Annotated in this window: 18 protein-coding genes; 11 read left to right on the top strand and 7 right to left on the bottom strand. The window is 47.3% G+C overall.

Annotated features, from left to right (window positions below; genetic code table 11):
* The first annotated feature begins 158 nt into the window (after positions 1-158).
* The 7 genes from NYE36_RS16855 to NYE36_RS16825 all read left to right on the top strand — a co-directional run bounded on the left by NYE36_RS16855 (position 159) and on the right by NYE36_RS16825 (position 6,087).
* Positions 159-1,427 carry an MFS transporter gene (locus NYE36_RS16855; RefSeq protein WP_064115973.1) on the top strand — a complete coding sequence of 423 codons (1,269 nt, stop codon included), beginning with the start codon at positions 159-161 and terminating at the stop codon, positions 1,425-1,427.
* Between the two features lie 166 nt (positions 1,428-1,593).
* Positions 1,594-1,974 carry a protein liaI gene (locus tag NYE36_RS16850; protein ID WP_094032477.1) on the top strand — a complete coding sequence of 127 codons (381 nt, stop codon included), beginning with the start codon at positions 1,594-1,596 and terminating at the stop codon, positions 1,972-1,974.
* A 13-nt stretch (positions 1,975-1,987) separates the two neighbouring features.
* On the top strand, positions 1,988-2,665 hold the full coding sequence (locus NYE36_RS16845) for a PspA/IM30 family protein (RefSeq protein ID WP_094032476.1): 678 nt from the start codon (positions 1,988-1,990) through the stop codon (positions 2,663-2,665).
* Between the two features lie 105 nt (positions 2,666-2,770).
* On the top strand, positions 2,771-3,640 hold the full coding sequence (locus tag NYE36_RS16840; RefSeq protein ID WP_060674109.1) for a DUF4097 domain-containing protein: 870 nt from the start codon (positions 2,771-2,773) through the stop codon (positions 3,638-3,640).
* A gap of 26 nt (positions 3,641-3,666) precedes the next feature.
* Positions 3,667-4,398: a cell wall-active antibiotics response protein LiaF gene (liaF, locus tag NYE36_RS16835; RefSeq protein WP_094032475.1), complete on the top strand. Its 732-nt coding sequence runs from the start codon at positions 3,667-3,669 to the stop codon at positions 4,396-4,398.
* Positions 4,395-5,477: a two-component system sensor histidine kinase LiaS gene (gene liaS, locus NYE36_RS16830; RefSeq protein WP_003151796.1), complete on the top strand. Its 1,083-nt coding sequence runs from the start codon at positions 4,395-4,397 to the stop codon at positions 5,475-5,477. Before liaF ends, liaS begins: the two co-directional genes overlap by 4 nt.
* A complete protein-coding gene (locus NYE36_RS16825) occupies positions 5,455-6,087 on the top strand; it encodes a response regulator transcription factor (RefSeq protein WP_251257625.1) in 633 nt (210 codons plus the stop codon). Before liaS ends, NYE36_RS16825 begins: the two co-directional genes overlap by 23 nt.
* Positions 6,088-6,129: 42 nt before the next feature.
* Here NYE36_RS16825 and NYE36_RS16820 read toward each other — a convergent pair whose 3' ends face one another.
* The 3 genes from NYE36_RS16820 to NYE36_RS16810 are packed head-to-tail and all read right to left on the bottom strand — an operon-like array spanning position 6,130 to position 9,759.
* Positions 6,130-7,245: a Ger(x)C family spore germination protein gene (locus NYE36_RS16820; protein WP_020956323.1), complete on the bottom strand. Its 1,116-nt coding sequence runs from the start codon at positions 7,243-7,245 to the stop codon at positions 6,130-6,132.
* Positions 7,242-8,342, bottom strand: a complete 1,101-nt coding sequence (locus tag NYE36_RS16815) for a spore germination protein (protein WP_007410062.1) — start codon at positions 8,340-8,342, stop codon at positions 7,242-7,244. The genes NYE36_RS16820 and NYE36_RS16815 overlap by 4 nt, the downstream gene beginning before the upstream one ends.
* Positions 8,317-9,759: a spore germination protein gene (locus NYE36_RS16810; RefSeq protein WP_033574867.1), complete on the bottom strand. Its 1,443-nt coding sequence runs from the start codon at positions 9,757-9,759 to the stop codon at positions 8,317-8,319. Before NYE36_RS16810 ends, NYE36_RS16815 begins: the two co-directional genes overlap by 26 nt.
* 116 nt (positions 9,760-9,875) lie before the next feature.
* Here NYE36_RS16810 and NYE36_RS16805 point away from each other — a divergent pair, with 116 nt between their 5' ends.
* Positions 9,876-10,061 (top strand): YvzF family protein, encoded by a 186-nt coding sequence (locus NYE36_RS16805; RefSeq protein WP_003151806.1) that lies wholly within the window; start codon positions 9,876-9,878, stop codon positions 10,059-10,061.
* A 67-nt stretch (positions 10,062-10,128) separates the two neighbouring features.
* Positions 10,129-11,517, top strand: a complete 1,389-nt coding sequence (gene fumC, locus NYE36_RS16800; protein ID WP_007410064.1) for a class II fumarate hydratase — start codon at positions 10,129-10,131, stop codon at positions 11,515-11,517.
* A gap of 36 nt (positions 11,518-11,553) precedes the next feature.
* Here fumC and NYE36_RS16795 read toward each other — a convergent pair whose 3' ends face one another.
* A complete protein-coding gene (locus tag NYE36_RS16795; RefSeq protein ID WP_017418948.1) occupies positions 11,554-12,429 on the bottom strand; it encodes a TetR/AcrR family transcriptional regulator in 876 nt (291 codons plus the stop codon).
* 178 nt (positions 12,430-12,607) lie between these two features.
* On the opposite strand from NYE36_RS16795, the gene spxO reads away from it, so the two are divergent.
* Positions 12,608-12,772 carry an anti-adapter protein SpxO gene (spxO, locus tag NYE36_RS16790; protein ID WP_003151811.1) on the top strand — a complete coding sequence of 55 codons (165 nt, stop codon included), beginning with the start codon at positions 12,608-12,610 and terminating at the stop codon, positions 12,770-12,772.
* Positions 12,773-12,800: 28 nt separating this feature from the next.
* Here spxO and NYE36_RS16785 read toward each other — a convergent pair whose 3' ends face one another.
* Positions 12,801-14,156, bottom strand: coding sequence for a HAMP domain-containing sensor histidine kinase (locus tag NYE36_RS16785; protein ID WP_047936124.1), 1,356 nt, complete (start codon positions 14,154-14,156; stop codon positions 12,801-12,803).
* Positions 14,153-14,830, bottom strand: coding sequence for a response regulator transcription factor (locus tag NYE36_RS16780; RefSeq protein WP_007410069.1), 678 nt, complete (start codon positions 14,828-14,830; stop codon positions 14,153-14,155). The genes NYE36_RS16785 and NYE36_RS16780 overlap by 4 nt, the downstream gene beginning before the upstream one ends.
* A 276-nt stretch (positions 14,831-15,106) precedes the next feature.
* Here NYE36_RS16780 and NYE36_RS16775 point away from each other — a divergent pair, with 276 nt between their 5' ends.
* Positions 15,107-16,468, top strand: coding sequence for a trypsin-like peptidase domain-containing protein (locus tag NYE36_RS16775; RefSeq protein ID WP_007410070.1), 1,362 nt, complete (start codon positions 15,107-15,109; stop codon positions 16,466-16,468).
* Positions 16,469-16,514: 46 nt separating this feature from the next.
* Here NYE36_RS16775 and NYE36_RS16770 read toward each other — a convergent pair whose 3' ends face one another.
* The gene (locus tag NYE36_RS16770; RefSeq protein WP_007410071.1) at positions 16,515-16,979 is read right to left on the bottom strand and encodes a Dps family protein; all 465 of its coding nucleotides are present in this window, start codon (positions 16,977-16,979) and stop codon (positions 16,515-16,517) included.
* Between the last annotated feature and the right edge of the window lies 1 nt (position 16,980).

Below are 16,980 nucleotides of genomic sequence, written 5' to 3'. Positions count from 1 at the left end.
GTTCAGCCGGCATCAGCAAGCCGGCTGTTTTTTTATAGAGATATCCATCAATTGAACCTTTATTGACAGGAGGAAAATGTATCTTATGCATTATTGACTGAAAAATTAAAAAATGAGATATTATAAGAAACATTGTAAAATAATGGGGGATTTGATAGATGGATACATATATTAAGAGCGAGAGCATCTGGAATAAAAATTTCACCCTTCTGTTTATCTCAAGGCTGGTTAAATTGTCAGGCGACGGTTTTGCCTTTAATTCCATTCTGTGGTTTTTGATTTTTGACGGGGAAGGCGCGATCGGCACGTCCCTGCTCATTGCGGTCACGTTCCTTCCGGAGGCGATGCTGGCGCCGATTACCGGGCCTTTTATGAAGCAGCATACGCTGAAATTCTGGATGTATTTCTCCGACCTGACGCGCGCGGCGGTCGTGTTGATCATTCCGGTCTGTTACTTTAACGGTTTTTCTCCTTTATGGTTTGTCATGCTTCTCATGATTGTGCATTCAGCCACGGGAGCCGCTTATAATCCTGCATCTATCTCATTAATCCCCAATATTGTCAGAGAAAACAGCCTGCAGAAAGCGAATGCGGTCATCCAGTCATCAGGCCAGATCGTCAGGCTTGCCGCCATTACGCTGAGCGGGGTGTTCTTAACATTTATCAGTCCTGCTTATTCTTTGTTTATCGCTCTTATATTCTATCTTCTATCAGGTTTTCTCGTACTCTTTATGTCATACCAAGTCCAGCATGCCAAACAGGATACAGTCGCCGTCAGACAGCGCGGGACGTATTTCGGAAGGCTCAAACGGGGTTTCGTTCTTGTCAGAAAACACCAGATTTTATACCCGCTCGCCATCTATTGTATCTTCATGAATTTTGCGGCCGCTCCGTGGGAGGCGCTCTCTGCCGTTTATGTCGCCGAAGATTTAAACATGCCGCCGATCATCTACTCGCTTTTGAAAGCGACAGGCACGGGCGGAGCCTTTTTAATGGGTTTTATTTTGGCTAAGGTGAAGGTGAACAAATACGGTCTCCTGTTTGTGTCAGCGGGAATCATAGAAGGAGCGGCATTTTTCATCACCGGCCTCAACACTTTTCTGCCGCTCGTCTTCCTCGCCGCGTTTGCGTTCGGATCTGCCGTCAGCGCGATTAATGTGCCGGAATATACGATTATTCAGACGTCTGTGGACCATGATGACCAGCCGCAAGTCTATGCCGTCATCCATATGATCTCAAACATATCCATTCCGCTCGGCGCGGTTCTTTGCGGGTATGCGGCTAACGCCTTCGGTTCCGGAAAAGTCATTGCCGCCGGCGGTCTCGTTGAAGTCCTGTCCGGTCTCGGAATATTGTTCTTTACGAAGCTGGCCAAAGCCGAACGCTCAGATCTCATCAGGGAAAAAGAAGCGAGCATCAGAATATAGATTTTTCGTGAAACGCCCTGCGCCGTCCGGTGCAGCGGCGTTTTTTTATGCGAAGGTCCGGGGGCTTATACGACTCCGGTCTGATATGAAAATCAATCTCTGACTCGTTTTGCCGGCCGCGGGATTTGTTTATAGTAAAGACAAGGAAAACGAAAGGAGGATCTGCATGAATATAAATGGTAAAACGGCAGGCGGCTTTCTGCTGATTGTGTTCGGACTTTTTGTCTTTTTCGGAGGAGGCCATTTCGCATTTATCATCCCGCTGGCGATCGGAGGCCTGATGCTTTACTGGGGAATCAAACGTTTTTCAAAAGGCCGGGCGGTATCGGGTATCATCGCGGGCGTCATCGGAGCTATGATTCTCGTCGGTTCTCTTCCATTTATCGTTGCGATCGGACTGGCCGGCGCCATGGTGTATTTCGGGTGGAAGATGATGAAGCAGGGCGGCTCAGATACCGCTTCCCGCCAGTATGAACCGGAAGCGGCATCACCGGGCTATCAATCCGGATTTGACTCTGAATGGGAAGAATTTCTGAAGAAAAAATAAGGAGGAAGACAAAATGGTCTTAAAAAGAATAAGAAATATGTTCGTCGCATCTGTTAACGAAGGGCTTGATAAATTAGAAAATCCGAAAGTCATGCTGAATCAATATGTGCGTGATATGGAAAGTGACATCGCCAAGGCGAAACAAACGATTGTCAAACAGCATACGATCGTCCATCAGTTTAAGAAAAAACAGGAAGACGCCTCCGAAACGGCGGCAAAACGGAAAAACCAGGCTCAGCTTGCTTTTGACGCCGGGGAAGAGGAGCTGGCGAAAAAGGCCCTCACTGAAATGAAATACCTTGAGGGAAAAGCGGCCGAACATGAAAAAGCGTATGAGCAGGCGAAAACACAGCTGGCAGAGCTGAAAGAGCAGCTGGAAACTTTAGAAACGCGCCTCCGCGACGTAAAGGATAAAAAACAGGCGCTCATCGCCCGCGCGAACGCGGCAAATGCGAAGGAACATATGAACGCTTCTTTCAACAAAATTGACAGCGAAAGCGCCTACAGAGAGTTCCTTCGAATGGAAAGCCGCATTGAAGAAATGGAAGTCCGCGTCAAATACGGCACTTCAGTTGAGGCGAACACAGAATACAGCCGCTCCCAATATTCAGACGAGGTGGAAGCTGAGATTGAAAAAATGCGCTCGCTTTCTCTGGAAAAAACAGAGCGTCAAAAAGCGGCTCATGAATAATGTGCACAAGGGAAGATCGGCGCGTTTACGCCTCTTCCCTATACGCACGTATCAATTATCCGGCTTTTCCTTTATAATAAAATGAATGAAAAAGGATGGAACGTAATGAAGCGTAAGATTGCCAAAGGACTGATGGCGGCGTCCGTTCTGATCTGCTGTCTGTTTTTGGTGAAAGAAGTGTTTGCCGGGCGTTTTTTTCCGCTGTACGAAACAGAAGCGGAATCGGCAAGCATACCGCCGCGTGCCGTCAACAGCCTGTCGGTTTCATCGGAACAGACGGATGTAAAAATCATCGCGGAAGCGCGGAATGATATCGCGGCAAACATGACGGGACCGGCGGGGAAAATGTTTGTCCAAAGCAGGGGAAAGACCCTCAATCTTAAAGCGAAGGAGAAAGGGTTCCAATTTCTGAATCTCTTTCAGCGCCCTCTGCTGATTGTCCGCATTCCGTATGATTATCATCGGGACATCACCGTCCATACATCAAGCGGCAGCATTGCCGTTGACGGAAACAAGGGGCTGTCTCTTGCGCACCTCGGCGTCCGTTCTGTAAGCGGGAACATGTCGCTGAAGCACGTGAAGACGGATGTGTTTGAAGCGAAGGGGCTGTCGGGCAATCTCACAGCAGCAGGCCTTGCGGCAAAAACGGGGGCTGTCCGCTTATCCTCGGGACATGTCGGGCTTCAACATGTGTCGGGCGCCCTTGACGTGCGGGTCGCTTCCGGCAGTGTCGACGCCTCGCTTGAGACGGCGGATGCTCCCGTATCCGTCAGGCTTGCGAGCGGCAGCGCAGCGATCACCCTGCCGAAAGACGGAAGTTTTACGGTGAACGCCGAGACGGCAAGCGGAAGGATTCGGCCGTCTTATTCCTTTGAGAAAACGAGTAAGGAAGGCGGAGCATTTACCGGCATGAAAGGCAGCGGCGCCAGGCCGATTGATATAAAAGTGACGAGCGGCAATATTGCACTGCAATAGTCAAGGAAAGGAGGGGCAAGCAGCTGATGGCAAAAAAACAGATTCTCGGACTTATCATCGCCTTATTAGGCGTCAGCATGTTTTTGCGTATTATCGGCATCGGCGACTTCTTGTTTTGGCCGCTCTTTTTTCTGATCACAGGTTATATTTTTAATAAATATTCCCGCGGTTGGCTCGGCTCCGTCCTGTATATCTTCGCCGCTTTTTTATTTTTGAGGAACCTGTTCAGCGCCACCTTTAACCTGTTCGGCTATGCCTTTGCCGCCTTTCTCATATACGCGGGCTACAGGCTCCTGAAAGGAAAGCGCGTGTATGAACATAAAGAGAAGAAAATCAATCTTGAAAAAGAAGAGCAGCCAAAGCCTTCCGCCCAGACGGAAAGCAGAAAGCCGGACCTCCGCAGCTTTTTTATCGGCGAGCTCCGGATGATGAAGGACCCGTTTGAGCTGAATGATTTAAATGTTTCCGGATTCATCGGCGATGTGAAAATTGATTTGTCAAAAGCGATGATTCCCGAAGGAGAAAGCACGATGACCATCAGCGGTGTCATCGGCAATGTCGATGTGTACGTCCCGCCGGATATCGAAGTGTCCGTCAGTTCATCGGCTTTTATCGGCGATATGAACCTGCTCGGCTCTAAGAAAAGCGGCATGAGCCCGAATCTGTATAAAGTATCGTCTGAGTACGGCGACTCGCCGCGGCAGATTAAAATTTCAATTTCGTTATTCATCGGCGATGTGGATGTGAAGTATTTATGAGGAAAAAATTACTCGCCAATATTCAGTGGCGCGCCATGCGGATGACCGCGGGACTCAGTCTGCTGCTTTGCGCGGTGTTTATTACGCTGATGCTGCTGTATTACGGGCTTGACCCAATGCTGTTGTTTTCTTCCGGCTGGTTCGGTATTCCGTTTGTGGTGATCCTGCTTCTGGCGTCTCTTTCGGCGGGATTGATTTCCGGTTATGTATACGGCGGCCGCCTGAAAACAAGGATGGATACACTGATTGAAGCGGTTTTGAAATTTGAAAACGGCAATTTTGCTTATCGGGTGCCGCCGCTCGGCGATGATGAAATCGGTCTGGCGGCAGATCAGCTCAACGAAATGGCCAAGCGGGTCGAGCTCCAGGTCACATCGCTGCAAAAGCTCTCCAACGAACGTGCGGAATGGCAGGATCAAATGAAAAAATCGGTCATCACTGAAGAACGCCAGCGGCTGGCGCGCGATCTGCACGATGCCGTCAGCCAGCAGCTCTTTGCCATTTCTATGATGACATCCGCCGTCTTAGAGCAGGTGAAAGATGCGGATGACAAAATCGTCAAACGGATTCGCATGGTTGAACATATGGCGGGGGAAGCGCAAAACGAGATGAGAGCGCTGCTATTGCATTTGCGGCCCGTCACTTTAGAAGGAAAAGGCTTAAAAGAAGGGCTGATTGAGCTGTTAAAAGAGTTCAAAGCGAAGCAGCCGCTGGATATTGAGTGGGACATCAGCGATACGGGTGTGTCAAAAGGCGTTGAAGACCATCTGTTCCGCATCGTGCAGGAGGCGCTTTCCAACGTTTTCAGACATTCAAAGGCGACCAAGGTCACCGTCAGGCTCGGCGCGAAACATCAAAAACTTCAGCTTAAAGTCATTGATAACGGGGCGGGTTTTACGATGGATCAAGTCAAAGCATCCTCATACGGCCTGCATTCCATCAAGGAAAGAGCGAGTGAAATCGGCGGCATAGCGGAAATTATCTCCGTAAAGGGAAAAGGCACGCAGATCGACGTGAAAGTCCCGATTTATCAGAAAACAAAAGGAGAGAACGACAGTGATTCGAGTGTTACTGATTGATGATCATGAAATGGTCAGGATGGGTCTGGCCGCATTTTTAGAAGCACAGCCGGACATTGAAGTCGCCGGTGAAGCATCAGACGGGCAGCAGGGCGTCGATCTGGCCGCAAAGCTTTTGCCGGATGTGATTTTAATGGACCTCGTCATGGACGGCATGGACGGTATCGAAGCGACAAAACAGATCTGCGCGAAACTCAATGACCCGAAAATCATCGTGCTGACGAGCTTTATTGATGACGACAAAGTGTATCCGGTGATCGAAGCGGGAGCGCTCAGCTATTTGCTGAAAACGTCCAAGGCGGCAGAAATAGCCGAAGCCATCAGAGCGGCTGCCAAGGGCGAACCGAAGCTTGAATCGAAGGTGGCGGGAAAAGTGCTGTCAAGGCTGCGCCATTCAGAGAATCAGCTTCCGCATGAAACGCTGACAAAAAGAGAACTGGAAATCCTCTGTCTCGTAGCGGAAGGCAAGACGAATAAAGAGATTGGTGAAGAGCTGTTCATTACGATTAAAACGGTGAAAACCCACATTACGAATATATTGTCAAAGCTTGATGTCAGTGACCGCACGCAGGCAGCCGTATATGCCCACCGCAATCATCTCGTGACATAAGAAAAGGAGAGCGGTGCCAGCACACTCTCCCGAGGAACGGGGTCATTGGGACATTCCCTTTGTTCCGAAATCCCTGATGGCGACTTTGACTTTGTATTCAATATCCGATTCACTGAAGTGATGATCCCAGTCAGAGGATATCTTTTTCCATTTATCGGGATAATGAATCCGGACTTGATCGCCTAACCCGGTAATATCCACTTTCAACTCATGCTGCATGTAATCAATGAATGCCATGACATCTGAATGAATGCTGCGTTTTACCGCGTTTTTGATTTCATTTATATAGGACTCCTTGAAGGAATCTTCTTTCGGGTTCCAATCCTCAGATAGACGGCCTTCAACAAACCGGGTAACGATAAACTTGAATTTTCCGTTTTTATATTGTGTTTTTACATCATATTTGCTGGAAAATACCTCGAAAGACAAATAATAATTGTCATGCTTTGCAAACGTAACGCCTCCCTTTACCGTGCCTGTGAACAGGTTCATATTCTGGACTTGTAAAGGAGTTAGATTCGCATACCAGAATTTATTTTTAATAATGGTAGCGCCCCAGATTTCCAGTCTGCTGCCCACTTGGCGAACTTGAGGAAGGGCAAAGGTCTCGCCCTTGGCGATTCTCTCGGATATTTCCCCCAATGTCACGGGCTCCATCATCCGGATGGTGACCGCATTATTCTCCGTTAAGTCATAGATCGTATTTGACGCAGGCTCTCCCTGGTCACTGATTTTGAAAATATCTTTCGTTTTATCCGGCACCGTCATCACATTGCAGCTTCTTCTCGTACCGTTGTCCCTGATAAATTGGTTCATCAATGCGTCAAGCGGGATGTCGTCCTTTAACAGCGCCTCGGAAAACAGCATGATACGCAAGTGCTGGGAGAAAGCGGGGTGATTTTTTAATGATGCCGTTCGTAAGGCTTGATGGACGGTTTCTCCGGAAGTGGAAGTCACCTTTGTCGTGTCGCTCCCTGACGACGACTGCTGGGAACTTGCTTTTTGCGGAACCAGAATCTGCTGCGTCACTTCCACGTTTTCTTCCTCGGGTTTATCGAGCCCGACGCCGATAACGAGACTCAAATCTTCTATATTGCGGCTGTCCCAGCATCCGGCTAAAAGCAATGTGCAAAGAATGATTACGATATATTTCTTCATTGCGCTTTTTTCACCTTCCTTTTCACAGCGACGACTGCAAACATCAGTAAAGGCAGCAAAAAGAAAACCAAGAAGATATAGCCTAGAATATCACTGAACAGCATCAGCTTGTTAGCGTCTTTGGGCATCAATGATCCGAAGAATGTCGCAATGCCTACGAAAATGATGCCCTTTTTGTGCTTCAGCCCGAAAATTTTATTAAGACCCGATGTCGCGAAATATCCGTACGATACATAGGTGGCGAAAAATTGGATAATCCAGACGGCAAGCAAAAAAGACTCGAATCTTTCGATAAAAAGCCCTTTGATTTCAAATGATTGAAAAAGCGCAATCGTAGGCCAGATCATTGTTTTGACATCCTGGGTGGTTAAGGCGCCGACGACGAGCACGTAGGTAATGATGTATAAAATAATCGGGATGCCAAAGCCCATGGCCGACATACGGAACGTGTGCTTTTTATTTTTGATGTGCTCAGGGAGAAACAGCATAATCTCAATTCCTAAGAATGAAACAGAAACGACGGTCAAGGAAGCCATAACGGGAGAAAACCCCTGTCCGAGCACCGGCCGCAGGTTGTCCAGATCAAATATTTTAAAGCTGAAAGAAAACACCACCAGCAAAATAATGATCGTAATCGTTAAATAGAAAGGAAAGAGCCTGCCGAGATCGCTCATGCCGCCGATAATTAAATAAACGGAACAGGCGATAAAGATAAACAGCGTAACCGGCACGGGCGTTCTCTCCAATAAAAAGAACTTGACCATTTCCGCCATCGCCCGGGCTTCGAAGCTGGCGACTCCTATAAAATAGAGACAGATCATAAGATTGACGATATTTCCCGCCCATTTGCCGAGGCCTTCGTTCATATAATCAAACAATGATCCGTACTGATGCTTTTTCATAATGAGCGTATTGAGATAAATCAAAAAGATAAAGATGACGCCTTCCAGACATAATGCAATCCAGCCGTCCGGCGAATTCGCCCTTGATGACAGCGACCGCGGCATGGTAAGGAGTCCCGCCCCGAGCATCGTGTTGGAAATCAATGCCGTCCCTTGATAGCTTGTAAGCTTATTGAGAGTTGTTTTCTGGCTCATTTACGTTTTTCGCCTCTTTTGGTTGATTTTTAATAGGGAGACGGAGAATAGAGTCGTTTGCGTTTTTTAAGCTGAAAAATCCATTCGGCGAGAAATACGGAGAACCGAAGCTTCGCTGTCTCGATAAATGAGTGTAGATCGCCAGCATAAATAAAATCATGCCGTACAGCCCGAAAGCTGCGGCGGTAAACATCGAAATGAAACGGAGCACACGGAATGACAGACCCATCCCGTACTGCGGCACCGTAAATGAAGCAAGCGCGACAATGCTGACCACGATGACCATGATGGAACTGACAATATTCGCTTCAACGGCCGCCTGGCCGATGACGACTCCGCCCACCAATCCGATCGTCTGGCCGAGCGGGCTGGGAAGCCTCAAGCCCGCTTCTCTCAGCAGCTCTATCGTAATTTCCATTACCATCGCTTCAATGATAGGCGGGAAGGGAACGTTTTCTCTGTTCGCCGCGATGGTGACTGCAAGCGACGTCGGCAGCAGCCCTTGGTGAAACGAAACGAGGGCGATATAAATGGACGAAAAAAACAGCGTAATAAAAATAGACGTAAACCGCAGCACCCGGATGAGCGAGGCGGAAATCCACCGTTCATAATAATCGTCGGGAGACTGCATTAAAATTCCTAAAGAAGCCGGAACCACCAGCGCAAATGGCGAGTTGTCGACAAGGATGGCGACGCGGCCGTTAAACAAGGCGGAAGAGACTTTATCAGGCCGTTCCGTATTTTGAATTTGCGGAAACGGCGAATACTTATTATCCTCAATAAGCTCCTCAAGCGTCCCGGAATCCTGGATGTCGTCCATCTTCACTTCGCTGAGGCGCTTTACAACATCGCTGACGACAGATGGGTCCGCCTTATCATCTATGTACATGACCGTGGCGTATTTTAACTTATTTTCTCCGATCGGAACCTTTTTCGTTTTCAGCTTCGGATGGTTCGTGCGCTGCCTGATCATGGCGACGTTTGTATCAGAATCTTCTATGAAGGCGATTTTCGGACCTCTTACGACCTTTTCGGATGTGGGTTCATTCACGCTTCTTTTTTCTCTTTTTCCCGTGGACAAAATGTATACGCTGTCAAGTCCGTTAATAAACACGGCGCATTTTCCCCGCAGAATGGAGATGACGGCTTCCTTCGACGTAAAGACGGGACGGGCGTCGATCTTATCAAGACGTTTCGTCACCGTATCCAGCGTCAGAGTGTCTTCCTCCCGAAGCAGCATTTCAATCGCCTCTTTTATTTTGTCTTCGTCGTTCATTTCACTCAGATACATATAATAAAAAACAAGCCCGTTCGGAAGCATCTTTTTATTTTGAACCAGATCATCATTCTGCTCTACGTGGGGAAGCACCAGTGCCAGATTAACGTGTATGTATTCCTTGAATTCCGATTGCGCCATCGACAGTCACCCGCCTTCCAATCCTTAATTGAGGTTATCTTTTCCTGTTAAAAAAATGATATACTATGATAAAGTATTTAATGGTACAAGTTTTTTTATGAAAGCGGAGGAGAGATGTGGCACAAGTCAGACTGGCAGGAAATGCCGAAGAAATTGAACAGCTCATCAAATCATTTGAAGCGCATTACGAAGTGGCTTACACGTCGAAAGAATACCGTAAAACAAATCCGAAGTATAAATACTCTAAGGATTCGCGCGTCTATCTTGAGCTGAAATTAAAAACGGCCAAGGCCGAAAAATAAAAAGGGTTTCATCTGTTACTGGCGAATAATACTCAGGGTGAAGCAACTGTTATGGAGGGATACATAAATGGACTACAGAATTGAAAAAGACACCATGGGAGAAGTTAAAGTTCCGGCAGATAAATTTTGGGGCGCTCAGACACAGCGCAGCAAAGAGAACTTCAAAATCGGTTCAGAAAAAATGCCTCAGCGTGTTGTGAAGGCGTTTGCAATATTGAAAAGAAGCACAGCGATCGCCAACGAACGCCTCGGCAACTTAGAGTCTGAAAAAGCACAGGCGATTGCCGCTGTATGTGACGATGTTTTAAACGGCAAATACGACGATAACTTTCCGCTCGTTGTCTGGCAGACGGGAAGCGGCACGCAAAGCAACATGAACATGAATGAAGTGGTGGCCAACCGCGCGACTGCTTTATTGAAAGAAAAAAATTCCGAGCTGAAGATTCATCCGAATGATGACGTTAACCGCAGCCAAAGCTCAAACGATACATTCCCGACGGCGATGCACGTTGCGGCGGTTCTTGCCGTATATGAGCAGCTCGTTCCGGCGCTTGATCAGCTGCGCGCGACGCTTGATGAAAAAGCGAAAGCTTATCAGGATATTGTGAAAATCGGACGCACGCATTTGCAGGACGCCACTCCGCTGACGCTCGGACAGGAAATCAGCGGCTGGGTATACATGCTTGACCGTTCGAAAGAAATGATTCTTGAGTCAACGGAAAAAATCCGCGCGCTTGCCATCGGAGGCACGGCAGTCGGCACGGGAATCAACGCCCATCCGCAGTTCGGTGAATTCGTCGCGGAAGAAATCACAAAAGTAACGGGGCAGACATTCAAGAGTTCGCCTAACAAATTCCACGCGCTCACAAGCCATGATGAAATCACTCACGTTCACGGCGCGTTAAAAGCATTGGCTGCCGACCTGATGAAGATTGCCAACGATGTCAGATGGCTGGCAAGCGGCCCGCGCTGCGGAATCGGCGAAATCGTCATTCCTGAAAATGAGCCGGGAAGCTCTATCATGCCGGGCAAAGTCAACCCGACGCAAAGTGAGGCGCTGACAATGATCGCCGCGCAAGTGATGGGAAATGACGCGACAATCGGATTTGCGGCCAGCCAAGGAAACTTCGAGCTGAATGTCTTCAAACCGGTTATTATCTATAACTTCCTGCAGACCGTGCAGCTGCTCAGTGACGGAATGAATTCCTTCCATGACAAATGCGCTGTCGGTATTGAGCCGAACCAAGAGACGATTCAGGAAAATCTCTCTAACTCATTAATGCTTGTTACGGCGCTTAACCCGCACATCGGTTATGAAAACGCCGCGAAAATCGCCAAGCTTGCCCACAAAGAAGGCCTGACGCTGAAAGAAGCGGCATTACAGCTGAACCTTCTGACAGAAGAACAATTTAATGAAATGGTGCGCCCGGAAGATATGGTGCACCCGAAAGCATAAAAAGAAAGAACGGCTGCAGTCATTGCGGCCGTTCTTCTAAATAAACTGCTGTTTCAGTAAAAATCTGAGCTGTTCTGCATCTTCAGCCAGCAGGTCGGATTCCTTCAAATTCAGTATCATTCCTTTGATGATTGCCGGTTTCGGCGACTTTTTCTTCATTTCCGCTTCCAGAATATCCAAGCTCTCGGTGAATTCAGATGCTTGCGCCTTGTCCATCGTGCCGATGCGCGTGCGGAGGGTCTGCAAGATCGATTGGCTTAAAGGATCGGGCTGCCCGTTATGAAGGGGCCCAAACAGTGAGCTTGCCTCATCAAGAGAAATAAACGCTTCATCATGTCTGTCCGCCATTCCGTTTACGATGTCATCAATTCTGTGAATCACGGTATTTGCCAAAAGCGAAGGCTGTACGGACCGGCCGGTCAGAATGAGATATTCAAGATACATCTGACTGATTCCTTCTATTAAAAAACAAAGCTCGGCTGTGTATGGTTCAGCTTTTTCTCCGTAAATCGCAAGAAGACTGTCGATATGAAACTGCAGGATCGACCGGCGGATTCTCTTTCCGCACTGCGCCGCTTCTTCGGTATAAGGAAGTGAACCGTCTTTCATCTGCACGGTAATAAAATCCTGATGGGCGAGAATCGATTCGTAAAACACCGCAAGCTGTTTTTGGTAAGCGGCTCTCGGACTGTCGCCCTCCGTTTGGATCGTCGTGATTCGGGTAAACGTTTTATCATAGTAGTAATTCAGCATGGATAGAAGCAGTGCTTCTTTGGAAGGAAAGTATAGATAAAAAGCGCCTTTTGAGATTTTGCATTCATCGGCGATTTCCTGAACCGATGTAGATTTGTACCCTTTTCGGGCAAACAGTTTAATTGCTGCTTCAATGATCAGCTTTTCTTTTTCCTTCAATGGTTCCACCCTTTCGGAGCCAGGAGGCTGGCTTGTGCTGCTCTTGTATGACTATATGGTCATATTGATATTCCGTAAATTTAACCTGATTGTAACTTGTTTTTTTGTTTTGTTTTATTTATATTATAAAGTGAGCTGACCGAATGGTCAAAGTTCTGGCGAAAGGGTGAATCTGAAAATGAAAGAATTAGATGAAATGATCAGCCGCTTGCGAAACAGAGGAATTAAAGTCGAAAAGGTGAAATATCCGAAAAAGACAATTTGTGAAAAGAAATGGGTTCATCAATGCCAAAAACCGCTGAAAGCAAACTACAGAGATTTTAACGGCTATTCCTTCACATAAAAAAAAGACTGCAATGAAACACTACAGTCTACTTTGGTATGATAATTTGGTAGATTACACCCGATTGGTCATTTTCAATTGAAATTGATGCTTTATGCAGGGTTAAAATCCGTTTTACGATGCTGAGTCCTATGCCGAACTCGCCTTTCTTCCCTTTATTAAAAGGCTCGTACAAGCTGGATAGCATCTCATCCTCGATCGGAGGCCCGTCATTTTTAACCGTCATGACAATCTGCTGCTGATTTTGGCTGATCCGAATGTGAATCGCCGTTTCTGCATAGCGGATTTGATTTTCGAGAATGTTTTCAAGAAGTTTGCTCCATTGTTCCGGATCACCGGGCATCATTAATGCATCTTCTGTATCAACGGTCCACGATAATTCCTTCCGGGCCCATTTGAGCCGTTCAATGACTTCTTCCGTGACCTTCACAATGTCAAATGTCTCATGGTGCACCCGCTGCTTCATTAAATAATCAAGCTTCGTTAAATATAATAAATCCTTAATTTTCTTCTCAAGTTTTTCTGCTTCGCCTTCAATGACATCAATTGTGGTTTCCAGATCCCCCTTAGGAAAAATCCCGTCCTTTATTGATTGAGTATAGCCCCTTATCACCATGACAGGCGTTTTTAAATCATGAGAGATATTTTGCAGGAGCGTTCTTTCCGTTTCATCCTTTTGCACCAGCTTGCTCCGCATGTCTTCAATGGTATGGCCTAATTTTCCGATTTCGTCTTTTCTGTCGACGATGACCGGATCATCCCAATCCTGTTTTGAAATCCGTTTGACATGCTTCTCTAAGGAAACGAGCGGGCGCGAGAGATATTTGGCAAGCCAAATCGCCGGAATCCAGCTTAACAAAATCACGCCGGCAATGATAAAGAGCAGCTGCTTGAACAGGGTGAATGCCAGATCATCACGATAAGAATCAAGGGCGTAAGACAGCATCATCGCATCCTGGCCGTTAATGGTGAGGCCTTTTTTAATGACGAAAAACACTTTTTCACCGCTGATGTCCGCGCTGTATCGTTTCGTGACGCTGTGCTGGCGGCCCGCGAGCTTGTACACCTTATGGATAAAGGAAGAAGAAAAGTAGTTCAAGTCTTTGTCACTGGCCGATTCCTCCCGTTCCGGCAGAAGAACGTGCTGAACGGATCGGAAAGTCGTCGGCGCGGTCGCATCCTCGCTGTAATATCCCCGCTCGATCGATCCGGGCAGCCGGTACTCCGTCAGTACATGCTGTTCATTTTCAATGGTCGTATACGTTTCATCCGTGAAAAAATTACGCAGCGTATTTGAGAACAGCACGAGAAGCAGAATCGAGATGGCTAAAAGGATGCCTGAGATGACCACCCATATTTGAAAAGCAAGCGGCTTATTTTTCATGACGTCATCATCCTGTAGCCGAATCCGTAAATGGTTTCAACCTTTAACCCGGGCATTTTTTTCCGCAGCCTCCGCACAAGATCATCGACCACCCGGTCAGTGCCGAAATAATCATGGCCCCATATTTTCAGCAGGATATCTTCCCTGGAAAAGGGGTGTCCTTTATGGTGAAGAAATAAAAGCAGCAGATCAAATTCCTTAGACGTCAAATTGACCAGGCTGCCGGTTTCATCATAAACCTCTCGGGCATCTTCGATCACATTGTAGGAAGAAACGGTGATGCCGGTTTTCTTTGCGGCGGGCTGTTCTTTATACACGAGCTCGAGCAGCTTCTGGACCCGTATAATAAGTTCTCTCGGCAAAAAAGGCTTGGCGATATAATCATTGCTTCCAAGCTCTAACCCGAGGACTCTGTCAATATCGGCATCCCGCGCGGAAATGAAAATAACCGGCACATCGGGATCTTTTTCTTTTATTTCTTTTATCAATGTATAGCCGTCCGTATCCGGAAGCATGATGTCAAGAATCCACAAGTGGGGAGACGGCTGCATCTGCTTTCTGGCATCTTCGCCTTTTGTGAAAGATGTAATGTTCCAGCCTTCATTCTCTAAATATTTTGTGAGCAGTTCATTCAGGTTATCCTCATCTTCAACTAGATAAATGGTGTATGACAAGGCATTTCACATCCTTTCAACGTCATTATACTAGTTTTAACATACTCAAGCCGCATTTTCATAATTTCACATATTCTTTTCATTTTTATCCCACAATGTTTGTTTATGATGTGTATAAGGGAAGAAAGGAAGAAAAAAAGCGGGGAAGATAACATGTTCAAACACATTTTGTTTTGGAGCTTTGCTTTTCTCCTTATTATTGGGACAATAGAACTTGTACATGCGATGAATATGTAATCGATAGAATGAAAACATGCTGAAGGAGTGTGCGTGAATATGAACGATCATCGAGATGACGGCAGAAGCCGCGATCAGTCAGATCTTTCACATACGGAACAAAACAGAAATGAACAGCAGCAGATCAGCCATCAGGAGCCCGAGCTGCTCGAAGGGCCCGTCTCGAAAGAAGCGGAAAACGAGACGGCGGCCGGTACGGAATTTGAAAAAACGGCTGCCGTGAAAAAAGAAAAAAAACGGAGAGCCGCTTGGCTGAGCCCGATTTTAGGCGGCATTATCGGCGGCGGCCTCGTGCTTGGCATTGTGCCGAACCTGCCGGGTGAGCAGCATAAGACAGAAGCCGTTTCTGATACGAAACAAGTTCAGTCTTCGAATTTTACGTCAACGCCTTTGAAAAATACCTCAAGCGTAGCGGATATGGTGGAAGACTTGGAGCCCGCGATTGTCGGAGTGTCCAACTACCAAGCTTCGCAAAGCAGCCAGTTCGGACTTGACGGCGGTTCAAGCTCTGAAACGGAAAGCGGCACGGGGTCAGGCGTCATCTTCAAAAAAGACGGCGAAAAAGCGTACATCATTACAAACAACCATGTCGTAGAAGGTGCGAACAAACTGTCGGTCACTCTTTACAATGGGAAAACCGAAACGGCAAAGCTTGTCGGAAAGGATGCCATCAGTGACTTGGCTGTATTGGAAATCAGCTCGTCCAATGTCAAAAAAGCGGCCAGCTTCGGGGATTCCTCCAAGCTCCGCATTGCCGATAAAGTGATTGCCATCGGCAACCCGCTCGGCCAGCAGTTTTCCGGCACCGTCACACAAGGTGTCATCAGCGGGCTGAACAGAACGGTAGACGCCGATACATCCCAAGGCACGGTGGAAATGAACGTGATTCAGACGGATGCGGCGATTAACCCCGGAAACAGCGGCGGCCCGTTAATCAACTCAAGCGGCCAAGTTATCGGGATCAACAGCATGAAAGTCAGTGAAAACGGCGTGGAGTCACTCGGCTTTGCCATTCCGAGCAATGATGTAGAACCGATAGTCGACCAGCTGCTTGCAAAAGGAAAAGTCGAGCGCCCATTTTTAGGTGTGCAGATGATTGACATGGCGCAAGTGCCGGAAACTTATCAGGAAAACACGCTCGGACTGTTCGGCGACCAGCTGTCTAAGGGTGTTTACGTAAAAGAAGTGCAATCCGGCTCACCGGCTGCGAAAGCGGGCATCAAATCAAATGACGTCATTGTACAATTGAACGGCAAAGATGTCGGCAGCAGCGCTGATATCAGACAGATCTTATATAACCAGCTGAAAATCGGCGATAAAACGACTGTTCAAGTTCTCAGAAACGGAAGCAAAAAGACGCTGAACGTCACATTAACGAAACAAACCGAAAGCGCAAGCTGAACGCATAAAAAAAGCTGAACCTGCAACTGAGGTTCAGCTTTTTTCGTTATTCTCCCAAGTAGGCTGACAGCATCCACACATGCTTGTCCGCTTCTTCAACTAATCCGACAAACAGGTCGGCAGTTGACGGGTCATTTTGTTCCTCGGCGATGCCGATGACAAATTTTGATTCGCGGCTGATTTGTTTATAGTCTTGAACCAGTGATTCCACCATTTCAGAAGCCGTTTTTTCCTGACCTTCATCCGTAATGGAAGCTTGTTCAAGGTAAGTGTGTAAAGTCGCCGCAGGCTGTCCGCCGATGGCCAGAAGTCGCTCTGCGATGGCATCCGCCGTTTCCGCCGCTTCGTTATACAGCTCTTCAAATTTTTCATGAAGCGTAAAGAAATGAGGGCCTTTTACATACCAATGGAAGCGGTGCAGTTTAGAGTAAAGGATAAACCAGTTTGATAATTGTGTGTTCATTGATTTCTCAACAAGAGTTTCAGTTTTTTTCGCGTTTTGTGTATTCATA

Source organism: Bacillus sp. FSL R5-0593 (assembly GCF_038603755.1).
In the GTDB taxonomy this organism is placed as follows: Bacteria; Bacillota; Bacilli; order Bacillales; family Bacillaceae; genus Bacillus; species Bacillus velezensis.
The sequence above is the reverse complement of the archived record's forward strand: the minus strand, read 5'-3'. Positions and strand labels throughout refer to the sequence as shown.